Here is a 16,429-nt window from a genome sequence, read left to right on the forward strand (position 1 = left end):
CTGCTCAGTGTCTCTCGCAGCAACTCTTATATCATATCATGTTGTGTTTCTTTCGTCAAGCACTTTTTTTGAAGTGTTTTTCGCTTCAAAGCGCTTCACGAAGGAAGCTCATGATACTTTTTCTTTCATCATCACTCGTTCGTGACAACTTTTATAATATATCATGTGAGATTCATAGTGTCAACACTTTTTTTCAAGCTCTTAACGAGCTTTCCATTTATAATGTCGATAAACCGTTGAAGCTCAGCCATTCTGCTCGTTTCTTATTAATAAGATGTTCAAGCGGAACGTTTTATAATTTATCATAAATCAAATGTAGAAGTCAACTATTTATTTATCATTTGCTCCTCCACAGATTCCCCTCTGTTTCTAGGAGGATATTTTCTGAAAAATCCTGTAAATCATTGTTTCTTGATTGTAGTATTTCAATTTATGATGACTTATATTCATGACGTATTGCAAATCGTATGTTAACTTCGATTACTGTACATTTTGAAATTGCTGTAAGTCCCCTACTATCGTCAAACAAGGATACTATAAAAATTAGTATTTAAAATGATCAACGCACTAGGGTATTTAAGCAAACCTGTATACGTGTAAGCAGTGCGCAACGGGCAAAAGTAAATAAAACAGAGAACAGTAAAGTAAGAAGAGAAGTATGGGTTTGAACTTGGGTTTGAACTTGGGTTTGAACTTGGGTTTGTATTTGAGTTAGTGAAGGTAGTAGATGATGTTGCTCTTTCTTTTATAGTATGCGTAGCCTCTTGTAGTATGAATGGATTCGTCTTTGCAAAGCGATATGGTGATATATAGTATAGGCGTGATTTTATAGACAATTGTTGAATAGGCTGGTGAGCACATAACTTTCAAAAAAGATCTAGTATGTTGGTAATTGAGTATAAACCATAGGAGGCGATGGTCATTATGGGTATAACGGGAGCTTACTTTGTGGAACGAGATAATTTGCAGCAGATTTTGAATGGCGATGCAGGTCAACCAGATCTGGATATTGATAAAGCGTGGAGTTTGATTGCGGCGATGTTTCCTGATATCCCTCTCGTACCTGTTACGAGCACTTATCATGTGGAAAGCACGTTGACCGAATTGGGTACATTTTATCTGTCGGCTGAGCAGGTTGCCCATATGGCGGAGAAGCTACCTGAACTTAAAGAGACAGCGTCTCTTCAGGAACGCATACATTTTGAAGACTGGAAGCATCGTTCAACGCATATGGGCGAACATTTGGATCATCCGGGATCAGCTGATCGGCTGGAAGATATGGCTCAGGTGATGCCGCTCATGTTTACGATTCATGAGGAAGAAACGTATGAGGATATAGTGGAAGGTTACTTATTACCCTATTTGGATGAAGTGTTTACGCTTTTTGAGCAGGCCGCAGCTGAGCGGGCAGGAATTGTTTTTGCTATCTTTTAAATGGTGTTGTATTGGTTGAGTGTGTAATTGTGGTTTATACATGGTTGGTTATTTAGTTATTTAGTTAGTTTGTGAGTTTGTCAGTGGATTCTACTATGAAGTAGAAAGAGAGTGGCCGGTTGTGTAGATGCCGGACACTCTCTTTCTGGTCTGAAGCATTTGAGTTTTGTTGAATTCTTAGCTTTTGAGTTCTGAGCGCTTGAGTTCTGAGCGCTTGAGTTCTGAGGTTTGGAAATCTTTAGACTTGAATGTAGATTTGCACGTTAAAGCTAGGATCATAGGCTGAACTGATAACACCTTGACTGAGATTAATTTAATTTTCAAGAATGATTTACGTCTTAAAATATAGTCATTTCAATATACAATCAAAACTAATATTTAGTCTGGTCAAGGTACTGGTGTTGTGTTGTGTTGTGTTGTGTTGTGTTGTGTTGTGTTGTGTTGTGTTGTGTTGTGTTGTGTTGTGTTGTGTTGTGTTGTGTTGTGTTGTGTTGTGTTGCGCTTAGTTCTTTTTAATTTATTTTATAGGGAGACCATCCATTAGAATGATGTGTTCCGGTGACGATGTATGCAAAACTTAGTTTAATGAGTAGTGAATTTCCCGTTCGCCGCCTGCTTTCGGATTCCAGATCGTTGTTTCTTTGATCAGGGAACGATAGACCAGCTTGCGGACGATCATGGATAGTCGGCTGCCTACATGACATAGCTCCGGGTGATCGAGCAATTCTCTTATACTCCATGGCTGTTGACGGCTACGGAGCACACGGAACAGCGAAGCGGAGCATTCACTCATTTTGGACATGACAGAAAATTCGCATGCTAGCAACACTAGCTCGACTCTTTGTTCCATCGTTTCATTGCTGAATGCTAGCTGTTCGTACAGTTTATGTACATCCAGCTTATGCTCGCGTACTTGCTCCCATACTGCCATTTCCGGATAAATTCCTTTTTCACATAAATCGATTCGTGCCCAATATGGAAGTGCTTGAAAGATGCAATTGTAGGCATCCATGACCTGTTGCTGCTGCATATGGCGTTTGGCTTCCACATATAGCTCCAGAAAACGGGCGAACTCCAGCAAAACGCGACGCTCACTCAATGGACGCTCAAAATGTGCAAATTGCTTGCGTAACCGTTCCAGCTCGCGGTCTGTATCCCAGATCAGATCACCTTTCAAAAACTGCTCGACAATCATATGATTGCTGCCTGTGATCATATCATTTTCCAACACCTGACGATCAATGTATATCACCTGTATGTTCTTGTTACTTGCATCCATACGATGCTCTATGATTTCTTCGTCCTCATGTTGACGATAGACAACAATAATTAATACATCAAAATCATGAAGCAGTGAGCCGTCAAAGCTTCCGCTCGTTTTACGCGAAGCAACCGCTCCGATGATCCGATGATTATTTCGCTTTTCATGAAGAAAAGAAAGGTTAGTTAATTCCACGGTATCCCCCTCATCCGTTTAACGAAATATGGATGGCACTTCTGGTCGTCTGACTTCCTGGGCAGTATGCCTTCTTATCAGTCCATATTTCTACAACCTCTTCTTTTTTTCCTGCCGAACAGGTTGTGAATTTTCATAGTCATAAAATTATTCCTTTTATTTATATACTAAGCGACCGCGTTAATGAAGGACTAGTATGTGCTTAAACATGTAAAAACACGGCAGTCTCCCTTGTTCATGGAAGTAATCTGCCGTGCTATTAAAGTTGATCGATTTGTTGCTAAGGATTTGTTGTTAAAGATTTGTTGCTAAGGATGTTTTGCTAGAGATGTTTTGTTAATACTGCTTTGGTGACGATGCTTTATTAATAATCAGTTATGGATGAGGAATGTATTGGCAATCCATTGGCTGAGAAATCATGGGATGTTTAATTCGATAGATTGGTTGCTTTAAGCTTAGGAAAACCTATGAACGCTGTCACCGATTGGTGATACAAACAATATGACGCACTATGCGATTCAGTTGCGGACTAGTCCAGCGCTGATGAAGCAAATGCGTCAACATTGCATCTATGTGCATACGTGCGAATCCAGGGTTGGGCAACGATGGCATGTATATCAGTATCAAAGATTGGAGCTTTTAATGATACAAGGGCAGTCGTTTATTTTTTAATAGTAGCCAGTGTGTCCCATGCTCTGTCGTCGCCTAAACCTCGTGTCCATGAGGCGATGCCGGCAAGACCTAGTTTGTTGGCCAGTTGGACGCGAGCTTTTAGAGAAGTTTCATCCTCAATCCATATTTTCTGGGTTGTGCCGTTTTCCTTGTATTCGACATAGTTCTGACCGGTTGTTTGATCATAAACAGGTTTTAGCTTCTTTTGTTCGATCAGATTGGCTACGCGCTGCATGCCGAGTGCGCGCGAGGAAACTTTCGTTTTGCCATTTTGCTGTTGCTCTGTCCATACTCGTGTATATAACGGTACGCCGAGAATCAGTTTATCCGCTGGTACTTCATCCTCTTGTAGCACACGCTGGACGGCATTTTCCACCCACGGGAGAGAAGCGACCGAACCTGATTTGGGGCTGGACGCCCAGTGTTCGTCATACGCCATTAACATCATATAATCCAGTGAAGGTGCCAGCGCACGGCGGTCGAGAAACTTTGACCAGAGTTCGCTATTGGACTTCGGTGTAACATCCATCGAGAGCACCAGATCGCGCTGGGTTGCAAGTGGTTTAAGTTCACGTATAAATTGCACCACATTCGGTCCATCTGATGTGTGCACACTTTCAAAATCGATATTGATACCATCCAGCTGGTACATGCTGGCATACTCTAACATTTGAGCGATGATTCGGCTTCGATTTTCATACGTACCTAGCGCTACCGTTGTGCGATCCGCATCAAACCCATTGCTCAGCAAAGCCCACACTTCCTTATTGCGGTTATGCGCCCAATTAACGTATTCCATATCTGCCTTGCTCCGCACGTTGCCTTTGCTGTCGATCATCTCGAACCAGGTTGGACTCAGCACATTCACACCTGGCAGCTCGCCGATCGAATGAGGATCAATACGGCGTTCATAGACAGCTTCCCAGGCTAGATTTACCTTTTTGCCACGCCAATCGTTTTCTTTTCGGTTATTTGGAATGTTCGGTACAGGTACAGTGACCAGATCAGCGAGTGCGATATGATCACGTTGAATATAGCCGGATACACCATTATCCAGCTGGGCAAGCACCCACTGTTCACCCGTTTCCCAGATGCGCAAACGCTGAGCGGCTGTAACATCCGCATAAATGCGTGAATGTATACTCGCTGCCGCACGCATAGGTATCGTTCCGTCTTGATCCTCTGTTGCTACATGCGCATATTGAATCCGGTCGCCCGCACGCATTAAGATAACGGCGCCAGTCTGTGAATCTTCATACACATCGATATGATAAATATGCTTGAGCGGCGCGATCGGAATGTAGACGATATCGCCTGCCTGCTGCGGGGCTACACGAAGTTGAACGGACTTCATATTCAGATTAGCAGTCTTACTGCCTTCCTGTAGCTGCATAATGTTATGGCCTGTCGTTAAAATAACAGAACGTGTAGCTTGTTCATAATGAATATTCCCATTGATCTGCTCCTGTACAACAGACAATGGCAATTGGAGCGATTCGCCTGTTCCGTAGGCAGGTTCATTCATTAATACTCCCTGTACAAATATAGGCTTCTTTAACCCTTTCCAGTCTGGCTGTTCATGCAATGGGTTCGGTAAAATCAGAAAAGCGGCAAGTCCGGCTGCAATTATTAACATCCATACTGCGATCCACCATTTGATCATACGACTTCTGCGTGTACGCGAACGTCTTTGTCTGGTCAAGGTAACCTCCTGTTGTGCTCATGTTAGGTTGTGTACGTATTGCTTTATTTGGTATTGCTTATCCATGCTGCTGCTACTATCGTCTGCTTGATAAAAAAAGCAGCACGACGTTATGTTGTCCGTGCTGCTCACTTCTGTTCTATTTACACTGACATTGCCTACAAATTCCGTATAACTCCATACGATGTCCGGAAATTCGATAGCCTGTATGTCTGGCTGCCTGATCTTCAATATGAGTCAGCGCAGGATAATGAAAATCTTCGATTTTGCCGCAATGCTGACAAATAATATGGTAATGCTCGCTCACATTAGCATCGAATCGGCTGGAGCTGTCTCCATAGGTCAATTCACGTACCATTCCTGCTTCAGTGAGCATTTTCAAATTGTTATAAACGGTTGCTACACTCATGCTTGGAAATTGCCGCTCCAGTGAACGATAAATCTCATCCGCTGTAGGATGCTCCATCGAATCCATAAGATAGGTCAGAATGGCATGACGCTGAGGCGTGATGCGAACTCCACTCGTTTTCAATTGTTCCAGTGCATGTTCTACTCGTGCTGTCATTGGTTCACCATCCTGTCTAGCTTTGTCTCTGTGAGGGAGCTTCTTCCTGTTTACTTTACGGCCATCGTACGTGCAGAAACTTTTGGAGGTCAAGCCCATTTCTACACGGTTTCCATTGTACGTGCTTCAAATTGGGCTTGTCAACGGCACCAATAATTCATCGGGCAGATGTTGAAGTTCATTGAGCAGCATCTGTATCCGAGTTGGATTCATTATTGGTCGTTCCTGTTCCAGTCGGATTGGCATTGCTTACAGATGGATTCGAACGGTTCTGATTCTCACTACGTTCATTTTCACTACTCTGATTTTCATTACTCTGGCTCTCATTCCCAGTCGTATCTACACCTTCAGGCTCAATCTGCTCTGCATCATTGTTTTTGATCGGCGCATCGGTATTTCGCAGCACATTCAGATCGCCATTCCCATCGACTCGGATCGTATGATCGCCATTGCCAAATGTACCGGAGAGCGTTCTATTTTTCATTTCTAACGGCAAATCGGTCTTTACTGTCCCATAGCTATTCGAACCATCGACCGTATAATCACCCGAAGGCGGCAAATACAAATTAATGACACCGACAGCGCTATACACAGACCAATCGTCTCCGATGCTAACCGAACGAATTTCGATATTACCGTTCAGCGTCTCTGCTTTCACACCAAAATTAGCTTCATTCACGAAAATATTACCGTTTCGCGTATTCACATCGATATCGCCCAAACTGCTCATTAACGAAATATCCCCTACTTGCGTGTACAGACGCGCAGCTCCACTCACATCGCGGACGCGGAAATTCCCCTGACTCGTATCGGCATTCAAATTACCGAGCACCGAATTGATGACCATATTACCGGTCGTTGCCTGAGCTTTCACATCGCCCATCACTTTGTTAAGCACGATGCTACCGCTGCCTGTGCGCACTGAAATATTGCGAAGTGCTTCTACACTGTCCATCGAGATTTTACCATTCGTCGTTTGCAGATTGATATCAAAGTGGCGAGCAGATGGCAAAATGATCTCCATATTCACGCGTGGCTGACGATTTTTGGATTCACCATACGTTTTCGTTTCCGCATGAATGTTAATCTCCTGTCCTTCACTCGTCTTGATCGTAGTCGCTTCGGCGATGGCACGCGCCTCTTCCGCTTTGACTTCATCTACCCATACAACCGGACGGACTTGAATCTGCTCTACATTACCTGTTCGTACAATTAGATCACCGTTGATCCCTTCAATCGTAATCTCGTCTGTATCATCGGACAAAGGCACATCGACACGTGCAAGCTCGGTACGAGTACCGGAAGCTTCACTAAATTCAGACGATGCTGCTGTCAAATCCAGACTGACTCTGCTCCATAGATACAAATACTGATTCTGCTCGGTCACAAGAAACACTGCCGCAGACGCGATAATCGCTAGTAAAATCCCTTTGATATCGAATCGGATACGTAGCAGACGACGCTTGGCGAACAAATAGAACACGACATATTCGATCCCCAATGCGACGAGGATGAGCGGCCACCAGGTGAGCAGTAACATCAATTGCCCCCCATCGGTACGCTGATCGATAATAACCAGAATACCAAGCGCAATCCATAGTAAGGCTGCTGTTAGGCGACCGACTTTAATTTTTACGGGCATGAATCACACCTCCCGTCTCTTCCTGAACAGGTCGATGCAGCGCACGATAGATGCGAATGATCTGGAATACGAGCAGTGCCAGTCCGATCAATAGACATACAGCTGCGGTGACATAGCCTGCCCAGAAGCTGACTATATTACGCAGCCAGTACGGCCGTAGCCAGAACAGACAGATCAGTGCTCCCTCTACAATTAGCAAGATGCCAAAATAAATACCGCGCAGTTTGGCAAAAGCTGGATTGGTCTTTTTGAAAGGAATGAGCGCACGAATATGATTGTTAATCCAATCGGTAGACTGCAATACATCGTAAATATTGTAGAAATAAATGATCGGTACAAACAGCGCAAGCAGCACTAGCAGCGGCAGGTTGATCTGGATTCCTTTGGAGGTAAAATACAGCAACGCCGACACATCGAGCAGCAATAGCACGATGAACTGAATGCCCTTTTGTACCAGTCCCAAATAAATATGACCCAAGCCCGGAAACAATGCAGCGATCAATAGAGCAAAAAATTTACGTTTCAGCGGGAGCCGTGAGGGTGATGTGGTCATGGCCGGGTCCTCCTTCCATTTCAAAGCAATCAAGCTATATCATAAACACAAGTCTGTGTACTATTTACACCGAAGTGATGCTTTTGATTCGAAAATAGTGAATCGCTATGTGTATATAAGCCATATATGCGCACGATATGAGCATGATCTATGTCTTCATTCTATCCTACATCGCATATACATGTGTGCAGTGTACATCAGGCGATATCCCGTCGTTCTAGTCGTTCTACTCGATCGAAACCGCTGTTACGCCATCGATCTTTTGCATCCGACTGATGATCTCCATCGGTTTATACTCATGATGAATCTCTACATTCATACGTAGTTCGGTTAGTAATGTCTCGGACGAGATCGTATGTCCGCTGCGTTCCTTAATAAACGTAATCTTTTTGATCGTGATATTTTCAGCGTACATGAATTTGGAGACACGTTCCAGCGTCAGTACACCGGATACGCCTTCAATCGTAATCGCATGGGCTTTACTACGGCGAATATAACGCAGCTCAACAATATTAAGTACCCACAGATTGACAACGACGAGCAGTGTCGCTACAAAAGCAGCAAAAAAGAAGCCTGCTCCAATCGCCAATCCGATAGCAGCAACTACCCATAACGAAGCGGCTGTCGTCAAACCAGTGATTGCTTTACCGGTAAATAAAATCGTACCCGCACCGAGAAAACCAATCCCTGAAATCACCGCGGTTGCCAGACGCGCCGGGTCAATACGTACATTCGTTTCGGCTACAAATTCGGAAAATCCGTACACCGATAGCATCATAATGAGCGCAGAACCGACACAGACGAGAATATGCGTCCGCAAGCCTGCGGCATGGCTGGAGCGTTCCCGTTCCCAGCCGATCAGACCACCGAGCAACATCGCTGCCAGCAGTCGCAATAAAATATGAACATTATCGATATACCACGGATCGTGAACCGGCATCAATGAACCTCCCCTGCGGAGGCAATAGTACGATCTACATTGTGACGATGAAAGGTCGTCAGCTCTACACCAGGTGTCACCTCAAATGCTTCTACCGGCTGGAAGCCTTGTTTACGATACAGCTTCACAGCCGGTTCATTCCGTGTACCTGTCGATACGATATATAACGGCACATCAGGATAACGGCTGAATACATGTTCCAGCAAATGGCTGCCAATGCCCTGACGTGCATATGCCGGATGTACCATCATACGTGAAATGGTCAACGTACCTGGCTGCTCACACTCTACAGCAACCACGCCTTGAATCTCATCATCTTCGTCAAATTCAGCATAAAAAGTTTCGCCACAACGACGCAAGCTTTCCAATGTATCCATGAGCGGCGGCAGCTCTTTCACTCCGATCAGCTCTGCTTCAATGCGGTAAGCGATATGCTGTAAGCTCCATATTTGACGAACGATATCGTCATCCTGTAATGAACATTGGCGTATCATATGAACTCCTCTCCTATTTCCCTATTAGTATGAAACGTTAGCTGTAAAGAAGGACCTCTATCTCCACAGTGTGGAATCGAGGTCCTTGTGTCGGGCAGATAGACGATCCGTCCAGCTCCGGATAAATATATAATTACCGAGCGTGGCGCCCCTTGATTGTTCAATTAGCAAGCCACAGCCGTATTATCTAGGCAATAGCTCTGCCAGCAGCTCATTTACCATGCCAGGGTTAGCTTTACCTTTACTTTGCTTCATCACCTGACCGACAAGGAAACCGATCGCCTTGTCTTTACCAGCTTGATAATCAGCTACCGATTGCGGATTGGCAGCAATCACTTCTTCGACGATCGCTTTAATCGCACCTGTATCGCTGATCTGGGTCAAGCCTTTCTCTTCGACGATCTCCTGGGATGTTTTGCCGGATTGTAGCATTTCTTTGAAGACCGTTTTGGCGATCTTGTTACTGATCGTGCCTTTTTCGATCAAACCAATCATTTCACCGAGCTTTTGTCCGTTTAATGGTACCGCGGACAGCTCCAAATTGTTGGCGTTTAAATAACCGAGCAGCTCGCCTTGCATCCAGTTTGCTACCGATTTGGCATCTTTCGTAAATGCTAGACTCTCTTCAAACAGATCTGCCAGCGGTTTGGATGATGTGATTACACTTGCATCATAGACAGGCAGACCATATTCAGACGTATAACGTGCCTGACGTGCATCCGGCAATTCTGGAATCGAAGCCAGCACACGATCTTTCCATTCCTGATCGATATGCAGTGTCACCAGATCCGGGTCCGGGAAATAACGATAGTCGTGGGATTCTTCCTTACCACGCATCGAAATTGTTTTGCCCTGCGCTTCATCCCAGCGACGTGTTTCCTGTACAACCAGCTCACCATCGTCCAAAATTTGCGCCTGACGCAGCTCTTCATATTCCAGACCACGCTGTACGCCGCGGAAAGAGTTCATGTTTTTCAGCTCGGCACGTGTGCCCAGCTTCTCCTGTCCGACTGGACGCAGACTGATATTCGCATCACAGCGCAGCGAGCCTTCTTCCATTTTCACATCCGATACATCGCAATATTGCATAATCGCACGCAATTTCTCCAAATACGCACGCGCTTCCTCTGGCGAAGAAATGTCCGGCTCCGATACGATCTCGATCAGCGGTGTGCCGACACGGTTAAAGTCAACGAGCGAATCATAGCCGCCATCGGAGTGAGTCAGCTTACCTGCATCCTCTTCCAGATGCAGACGGGTTACGCCGATACGCTTCGTTTTGCCGTCTACTTCAATATCGATCCAGCCATGTTCACCGATCGGCTGATCAAATTGAGAGATTTGATACGCTTTAGGGGAGTCTGGATAAAAGTAGTTTTTACGGTCAAATTTGCTCACATCCGCAACCTGACAATTTAGCGCCATCGCTGCTTTCATCGCATATTCGACTGCCTGACGGTTGAGTACAGGCAAAACGCCCGGATGACCGAGGCAAACTGGACAGGTATGTGTATTAGGCGGCGCACCAAAGGAAGTGGAGCAGCCGCAAAAGATTTTGGATTTGGTATGAAGCTCGACGTGAACCTCGAGCCCGATGACCGTTTCATAGGTCGGTGTAGACATCGGTAATTCCTCCTTCTTCAGATGATTTTACAGTTGTGGACGCTGCTTATGGAAATCGGTATGTTGCTCAAACGCATGCGCCACACGCAAAACCGTCTGCTCATCAAAGGCTTTACCGATAATTTGCATGCCGACTGGCATTCCGTCTACGAATCCGCATGGCACGCTAATTGCGGGTACGCCAGCCAGACTGACGGGAATCGTCAAAATATCGTTCAAATACATCGTCAGCGGATCATCCACCTGCGAACCGAGCTTGAATGCTGTTGTTGGTGCAGCGGGTCCGATAATTACGTCATAGTTGGCAAATACATTGTCAAAGTCCTGCTTGATCAATGTACGTACTTTTTGTGCTTTCAAATAGTACGCATCATAGTAACCGGAACTTAGTGCATACGTACCCAGCATAATGCGGCGTTTCACTTCCGGTCCGAAACCTTCACTGCGGGAGCGATGGTACAGTTCCAGCAAGTTCGCTGGATTGTCCGCACGCACGCCGTAACGCACACCATCAAAGCGCGCCAGATTTGACGAAGCTTCTGAGGAAGCAAGAATATAATACGTAGCTACTGCATATTCGGTATAAGGCAAAGATACTTCTTCCCACTCTGCGCCCAGTCCTTCCAGCACTTTCAGTGAACTCATAATCGCGTCTTTGATAGCCGGGTCTACGCCTTCGCCGATGTATTCGGATGGAACGGCAATTTTCAAACCTTTTACATCGCCAGTCAGCGAGCTAATATAATCAGGGATATCGACTTTGGCAGAGGTAGAGTCTTTCGCATCATAACCAGCAATGGCCTGCATCACGTAAGCGGAATCCTCTACATTTTTCGTAATCGGTCCGATCTGGTCAAGCGATGAAGCAAAAGCAACCAGACCATAACGAGATACAAGACCATAGGTTGGTTTCAAGCCAACGACACCACAATACGAGGCAGGCTGACGAATCGAACCGCCTGTGTCCGAACCGAGTGTGAAATACGCTTCGCCTGCCGCTACAGCTGCTGCCGAGCCACCGCTGGAGCCGCCCGGTACATAGTCCAGATTCCACGGGTTGCGAACCGGCTTAAAGCTGGAGTTCTCGTTGGAACCGCCCATTGCAAATTCATCCATGTTCAGCTTACCCACAATAACCGAATCAGCTGCACGCAGTTTCTCGACCGCCGTTGCATCATAGATGGGGTCATAGTTACGCAAAAATTGGCTCGCACATGTTGTACGCAGCCCTTCGGTTACCATATTATCTTTTACGCCCACAGGCAAACCGAACAACAGTCCACGTTCGCTGCCGCTGGATAGGCGATCATCCATCGCTTTCGCCTGACGAAGCGCACCTTCCTCGTCCAATGTCAGGTAAGCTTGAATTTGTTCATCACGTTCGTTAATGGTCTGAAAGGCCTGGCTAACCAGATCGGTTACCGACAAATCGCCGGCATGAAGCCGGTTATGTATTTCATTCAGACTGAGATCAAATAAAGTCACTTGCGTGTCCTCCTTTAATTCTGTATCCGTTCATTTCGATCCAACTATTCCAGTACCGCCGGCACTTTGAATTGTCCATTTTCATCGTCCGGTGCATTACGCAGCACTTTCTCGATCGGCAAGCTTTCTTTTACTTCATCGTCACGCATCACATTGCTCACATGCAGGACATGCGTTGTCGGCTCAACGTTGTCTGTATCCAGTTCGTTCAGCTTTTCCGCGTATTTTAAAATTGCGCTCAGTTGCGCCGTAAACATTTCCTTTTCCTCTTCGCTCAAGTCCAGACGCGCTAGCTTGGCTACGTGCTCTACATCGCTAATATTAATGCTCATCGTATACCCCTCCTTCAATGCTGTACCGTTCATCTGCCGGATCGAATATTTCATCTGCATGATCATAGGCTACATGTGCTACATAAAAGTATAATGCCCTTCAATGAGATGCACATTCCTATGCAAAATCGCGCAGATTCCGGCAAGAAATAACTTTTTCCATTATAGGGTACATACCTTTACAATTCAATCCGTTAAAGCGACAGTATCAACAAAAAAAGAGTCGGCAGAGCCGACTCTTTTAAATCCAAGCGCGCAGATTGATTTGTTTAACGAAATCAGCCTGTGAGCTTTTATCAATTAATGGTTCTTCAGGAACTGGAAGTTCTCCGCCATTCATAATTTGAAAAAACAATTTTTCATTATGTGTCGCTAGAGCATAATCGATGAGCGCCTCGCGTCCGACTCGTTCAGCTTCCTGTTGCAGCAGCTTCTCTTCTGGCTCAATATCCGTAGCCGGCACAAAGAAGTTACGGTTTGCTTTAGGAATACGAATGACATAATCGAAGGCATTATCAGGATTGCGGTCATATGCGATAATATATCCGTAATCGCCTACAGGCAGATTTTGCTCAAAGGTATCAGCGACAACTACGACTTTTTCACCGAGGTGTAGCATCGTTTATCTCCCCCTAGCTGTATCTACTTATTTGTACATCCTACTACAAAAAGTAAGTAGTGTCCACTTTTATGCTGAAAATTGCGGCGTTGTACTCTTGCCTGATCTGGAACTGTGATAGTGTACGTTTAAAGGCATCGATTGGTGTCAATGTGTGCGGGATGCGGGCACCCTTTGGTAAGCGGATGTAGACGAAGTTGAGGCGATTTTCAGCAGTAAGTAAGGCACAAGAATTTTTCAAAAACTAGCATAAACGATCTTTAAATGCGCATTGTTGTTTATGAATAAAACATGAGCGAATAATATAAAAAGTAACTCATTATAAAACATTGATTGCTGTACTTCTATATAAAGCCGTATGAAGGTTGTAGAAACTTATATAGCATATACATGTACAAATAAAAAAGCACGCAAACCGTGATAATCATGCGGTCTGCGTGCTCGTGCATAGTTTTATTATAGCGATCCTTTATAGAATGGCAATAGCAAATCGACAATTTCCTACAAAAAAATTAAAATGCAGTTTCACTATGCGCGACATTTTTATATCGAGTACGGTTATATGGATAAACTTCGCCTTCAAAAAGTACCATAAAGCACAAGTACACAAGTAATAAATAAGCTTTGAAATAGATACCTGCTTTGCGAATCAGTATGATAGGAGCAAAGGTCAGCCCAGTAAGGTAGGCTATTTATATAGCCCATGCATCATATATGAATTAAACATGGGCATAAAAACGATTGGGCTTTAACTCATAAAATATGTCTCATTATAAATGAAAGAGGCGGACAGCCTTAGCGTTGTCCGTCTCCTGATGATTTGAACATATACGATTGAAGCTTTAACGCTATGCTAATCAACCTGTTACCGATTAAGCAGGTACGTATGGATTGCTCGCTTTTTCGGCTCCGATCGTTGTGCGTGGGCCGTGGCCCGGATAGACGATCGTCTCGTCTGCAAAACGGTACAGCTTCGTGCGAATCGAATCGACGAGCTGGCGCTCACTTCCGCCGGTCAGGTCGGTGCGTCCTACCCCCATCCGGAACAGTACATCACCGGAAAATAAATGCTTATCGCACAGGAAGCTTACGCTACCTGGTGAATGTCCCGGCGTATGATACACCGTAAACGTGTGACCGATGAGTTCTAGTTTCTGTCCTTCGTCCAGTGCATGCTCGGCAGGTTCGGCTGTAATCGGCGGTGTGACCTGAGGCCAATTGGCTGAGCCGTTTAGCTTCGCATTCGTCATCCACTCTGCTTCCAGATCGTGCAAATATACCGGACTATTCACAAGCTGGCGCAGTTCCTGCACGCCGCCCATATGATCAAAATGAGCATGGGTCAGCAAAATCGCTTCGATTTCTAACTGTAATGTCTCGATCCGTCGGATGAGTGAACCGGGATTCATCCCCGGATCGATCACAACCGCACGTTGGCTATCCTCAGCAACGAGCAGATACGCATTCGTCTGCAAAGGACCGAGCGAGAACGTTTCTATTTTAAACAAAGTACTCACACTCCTGACAATAATTCATGCAGCTCACGGATGACCATCGCATGGGAAGCAGAACCCTCACCATAACGATCCATCATCGCTTGGCGGACAACCGCCATTTTGTCTTTGTAATCCGGTGCTTCACGGTCTGGATTCTCTTCACGGAAAGCAACCATCAGTTCCTGCACATGCTGTGGACGCGGTCCCCATTGACCGAGCACATGTCCGCCGGTATCGATCACGATCACAACTGGAATCGAGCGTCCGCCCATCGTCAAATATTCGTCCATCACATCCAGATGTTCTTCCATAATTAGCACCTTCGTTGGAATTCCTGCTTCTTCAAAAGCACGGAATACGACTGGAATGTTGCGCACAACGTCGCCGCACCAATCCGCTGCCAAAATGAGCGAACGCAGATCGTCACGATGATTCAGCAATTTGAAAAATTCATGGTCGTCCAGATCCGTCCAGTTAAACAGCTGGTAATTATCGTGGAATGTTTCCTTATTTTTCGTCATGCCTTCCATAAACTGTTGCGGTGTGATTGCCTGTTCCCATTTATGTGCCAGATTGCTTTTTGCCATGAAGTCCGCCGCCTTTCGGATTGCGTTTATTTTTTCTTCATTTTTCTTTTAACCAGAAGATAGCCAAGCAACAGCACAACGGCAATAATCAGAATCGGTGTGGTATATTTACCTGCGATTTCGTCGATGTTCTGCCACTGGCTGCCGAGTACCATACCGAGGTAGACAAATAGCGCTGACCACGGAATGACTGCCAGTGTGGTCAGTAAAATAAAGCGCATATGTGACATTTTAGCAATCCCCGCCGGAATGGAAATGGCATGGCGCACGACCGGAATAAAGCGAGCGGTGAAAATAACACCTGTCCCGTATTTGTTAAACCATTCCTCGGCATGATCGATATGATGCTTGCGGATCAAAATGTATTTACCGTATTTGTCCAGCACCGGGCGACCACCGTAGCGTCCGATCCAGTAAATGAACAGCTGGGCGATAACCCCACCAATCGTACCGAAAAATACCGCACCAAAATAATTGATCGTACCATTATGTACAAGATAACCGCCGTAAGCGAGCACGATCTCACTTGGAATGACCTCAATCATCAGGCCGAGCATAATACCGAAATAGCCGAGTTGTTCTACCCATTGTAATAATTGGGCAATGATATCTGAAATAATCTCCACCAATCCTCCTTGCATGTAGTTGGATGCTTTTAATTTGGGTTTAGGGGTTGTACGCAAACTGGTTTGGATGGGCAAACACACCGCTTTGGCAAGGAACAAGGGGACGAACTCCGTGGAGCTGCGAAAATCTACCGGATTGGGAAGGAATGAAGATTCCTGTCCTTCCAAATCAGTAAGATATTTTGCTGCGCAAAAATCACTTT

The 16,429-nt window shown here is 45.3% G+C and carries 15 protein-coding genes; 1 reads left to right on the forward strand and 14 read right to left on the reverse strand.

Annotation, left to right across the window (positions count from 1 at the left end; translation table 11 throughout):
* The first annotated feature begins 924 nt into the window (after positions 1 to 924).
* Positions 925 to 1,434, forward strand: coding sequence for a hypothetical protein (locus tag AAHF22_RS20900; protein WP_347326956.1), 510 nt, complete (start codon positions 925 to 927; stop codon positions 1,432 to 1,434).
* Positions 1,435 to 2,011: 577 nt separating this feature from the next.
* Here the strand turns inward: AAHF22_RS20900 and AAHF22_RS20905 are convergent.
* From AAHF22_RS20905 to uptA, 14 genes are all read right to left on the reverse strand, one after another.
* Positions 2,012 to 2,890, reverse strand: a complete 879-nt coding sequence (locus AAHF22_RS20905) for a nucleotidyltransferase-like protein (protein WP_347326957.1) — start codon at positions 2,888 to 2,890, stop codon at positions 2,012 to 2,014.
* 661 nt (positions 2,891 to 3,551) lie between these two features.
* The gene (locus AAHF22_RS20910; RefSeq protein ID WP_347326958.1) at positions 3,552 to 5,264 is read right to left on the reverse strand and encodes a glycosyl hydrolase family 18 protein; all 1,713 of its coding nucleotides are present in this window, start codon (positions 5,262 to 5,264) and stop codon (positions 3,552 to 3,554) included.
* 139 nt (positions 5,265 to 5,403) lie between these two features.
* Positions 5,404 to 5,829, reverse strand: coding sequence for a Fur family transcriptional regulator (locus AAHF22_RS20915; protein WP_347326959.1), 426 nt, complete (start codon positions 5,827 to 5,829; stop codon positions 5,404 to 5,406).
* A 178-nt stretch (positions 5,830 to 6,007) separates the two neighbouring features.
* Positions 6,008 to 7,471: a DUF4097 family beta strand repeat-containing protein gene (locus AAHF22_RS20920; protein WP_347326960.1), complete on the reverse strand. Its 1,464-nt coding sequence runs from the start codon at positions 7,469 to 7,471 to the stop codon at positions 6,008 to 6,010.
* A complete protein-coding gene (locus tag AAHF22_RS20925; protein WP_347326961.1) occupies positions 7,455 to 8,024 on the reverse strand; it encodes a hypothetical protein in 570 nt (189 codons plus the stop codon). The genes AAHF22_RS20920 and AAHF22_RS20925 overlap by 17 nt, the downstream gene beginning before the upstream one ends.
* Before the next feature lie 226 nt (positions 8,025 to 8,250).
* Entirely contained in the window at positions 8,251 to 8,964 is a 714-nt protein-coding gene (locus AAHF22_RS20930) for an MgtC/SapB family protein (RefSeq protein WP_347326962.1), read from the reverse strand.
* Positions 8,964 to 9,458 carry a GNAT family N-acetyltransferase gene (locus AAHF22_RS20935; RefSeq protein WP_347326963.1) on the reverse strand — a complete coding sequence of 165 codons (495 nt, stop codon included), beginning with the start codon at positions 9,456 to 9,458 and terminating at the stop codon, positions 8,964 to 8,966. Before AAHF22_RS20935 ends, AAHF22_RS20930 begins: the two co-directional genes overlap by 1 nt.
* A gap of 183 nt (positions 9,459 to 9,641) precedes the next feature.
* Positions 9,642 to 11,081: an Asp-tRNA(Asn)/Glu-tRNA(Gln) amidotransferase subunit GatB gene (gene gatB, locus AAHF22_RS20940; RefSeq protein WP_347326964.1), complete on the reverse strand. Its 1,440-nt coding sequence runs from the start codon at positions 11,079 to 11,081 to the stop codon at positions 9,642 to 9,644.
* Positions 11,082 to 11,108: 27 nt separating this feature from the next.
* On the reverse strand, positions 11,109 to 12,566 hold the full coding sequence (gene gatA, locus AAHF22_RS20945; protein ID WP_347326965.1) for an Asp-tRNA(Asn)/Glu-tRNA(Gln) amidotransferase subunit GatA: 1,458 nt from the start codon (positions 12,564 to 12,566) through the stop codon (positions 11,109 to 11,111).
* 44 nt (positions 12,567 to 12,610) lie between these two features.
* Positions 12,611 to 12,898 carry an Asp-tRNA(Asn)/Glu-tRNA(Gln) amidotransferase subunit GatC gene (gene gatC, locus AAHF22_RS20950; RefSeq protein WP_347326966.1) on the reverse strand — a complete coding sequence of 96 codons (288 nt, stop codon included), beginning with the start codon at positions 12,896 to 12,898 and terminating at the stop codon, positions 12,611 to 12,613.
* A gap of 241 nt (positions 12,899 to 13,139) precedes the next feature.
* Complete coding sequence (locus AAHF22_RS20955) at positions 13,140 to 13,517, reverse strand: ATPase (RefSeq protein WP_347326967.1); 378 nt, start codon at positions 13,515 to 13,517, stop codon at positions 13,140 to 13,142.
* 872 nt (positions 13,518 to 14,389) lie between these two features.
* Positions 14,390 to 15,025 carry an MBL fold metallo-hydrolase gene (locus AAHF22_RS20960; protein WP_347326968.1) on the reverse strand — a complete coding sequence of 212 codons (636 nt, stop codon included), beginning with the start codon at positions 15,023 to 15,025 and terminating at the stop codon, positions 14,390 to 14,392.
* A 5-nt stretch (positions 15,026 to 15,030) separates the two neighbouring features.
* Positions 15,031 to 15,600: a thioredoxin family protein gene (locus tag AAHF22_RS20965; RefSeq protein ID WP_347326969.1), complete on the reverse strand. Its 570-nt coding sequence runs from the start codon at positions 15,598 to 15,600 to the stop codon at positions 15,031 to 15,033.
* 26 nt (positions 15,601 to 15,626) lie between these two features.
* Positions 15,627 to 16,226, reverse strand: coding sequence for an undecaprenyl phosphate transporter UptA (uptA, locus tag AAHF22_RS20970; protein WP_347326970.1), 600 nt, complete (start codon positions 16,224 to 16,226; stop codon positions 15,627 to 15,629).
* Positions 16,227 to 16,429 lie beyond the last annotated feature (203 nt).

The organism is Paenibacillus wenxiniae (assembly GCF_039822605.1).
GTDB lineage: Bacteria > Bacillota > Bacilli > Paenibacillales > Paenibacillaceae > Saccharibacillus > Saccharibacillus wenxiniae.

What these genes read in the sequence shown, in the direction of transcription:
- AAHF22_RS20915 (WP_347326959.1), bottom strand. Translation starts at nt 5,829, where the DNA reads ATGACAGCACGAGTAGAACATGCACTGGAACAATTGAAAACGAGTGGA.
- AAHF22_RS20920 (WP_347326960.1), bottom strand. Translation starts at nt 7,471, where the DNA reads ATGCCCGTAAAAATTAAAGTCGGTCGCCTAACAGCAGCCTTACTATGG.
- AAHF22_RS20965 (WP_347326969.1), bottom strand. Translation starts at nt 15,600, where the DNA reads ATGGCAAAAAGCAATCTGGCACATAAATGGGAACAGGCAATCACACCG.
- AAHF22_RS20925 (WP_347326961.1), bottom strand. Translation starts at nt 8,024, where the DNA reads ATGACCACATCACCCTCACGGCTCCCGCTGAAACGTAAATTTTTTGCT.
- AAHF22_RS20935 (WP_347326963.1), bottom strand. Translation starts at nt 9,458, where the DNA reads ATGATACGCCAATGTTCATTACAGGATGACGATATCGTTCGTCAAATA.
- AAHF22_RS20955 (WP_347326967.1), bottom strand. Translation starts at nt 13,517, where the DNA reads ATGCTACACCTCGGTGAAAAAGTCGTAGTTGTCGCTGATACCTTTGAG.
- gatC (WP_347326966.1), bottom strand. Translation starts at nt 12,898, where the DNA reads ATGAGCATTAATATTAGCGATGTAGAGCACGTAGCCAAGCTAGCGCGT.
- gatB (WP_347326964.1), bottom strand. Translation starts at nt 11,081, where the DNA reads ATGTCTACACCGACCTATGAAACGGTCATCGGGCTCGAGGTTCACGTC.
- AAHF22_RS20930 (WP_347326962.1), bottom strand. Translation starts at nt 8,964, where the DNA reads ATGCCGGTTCACGATCCGTGGTATATCGATAATGTTCATATTTTATTG.
- AAHF22_RS20900 (WP_347326956.1), top strand. Translation starts at nt 925, where the DNA reads ATGGGTATAACGGGAGCTTACTTTGTGGAACGAGATAATTTGCAGCAG.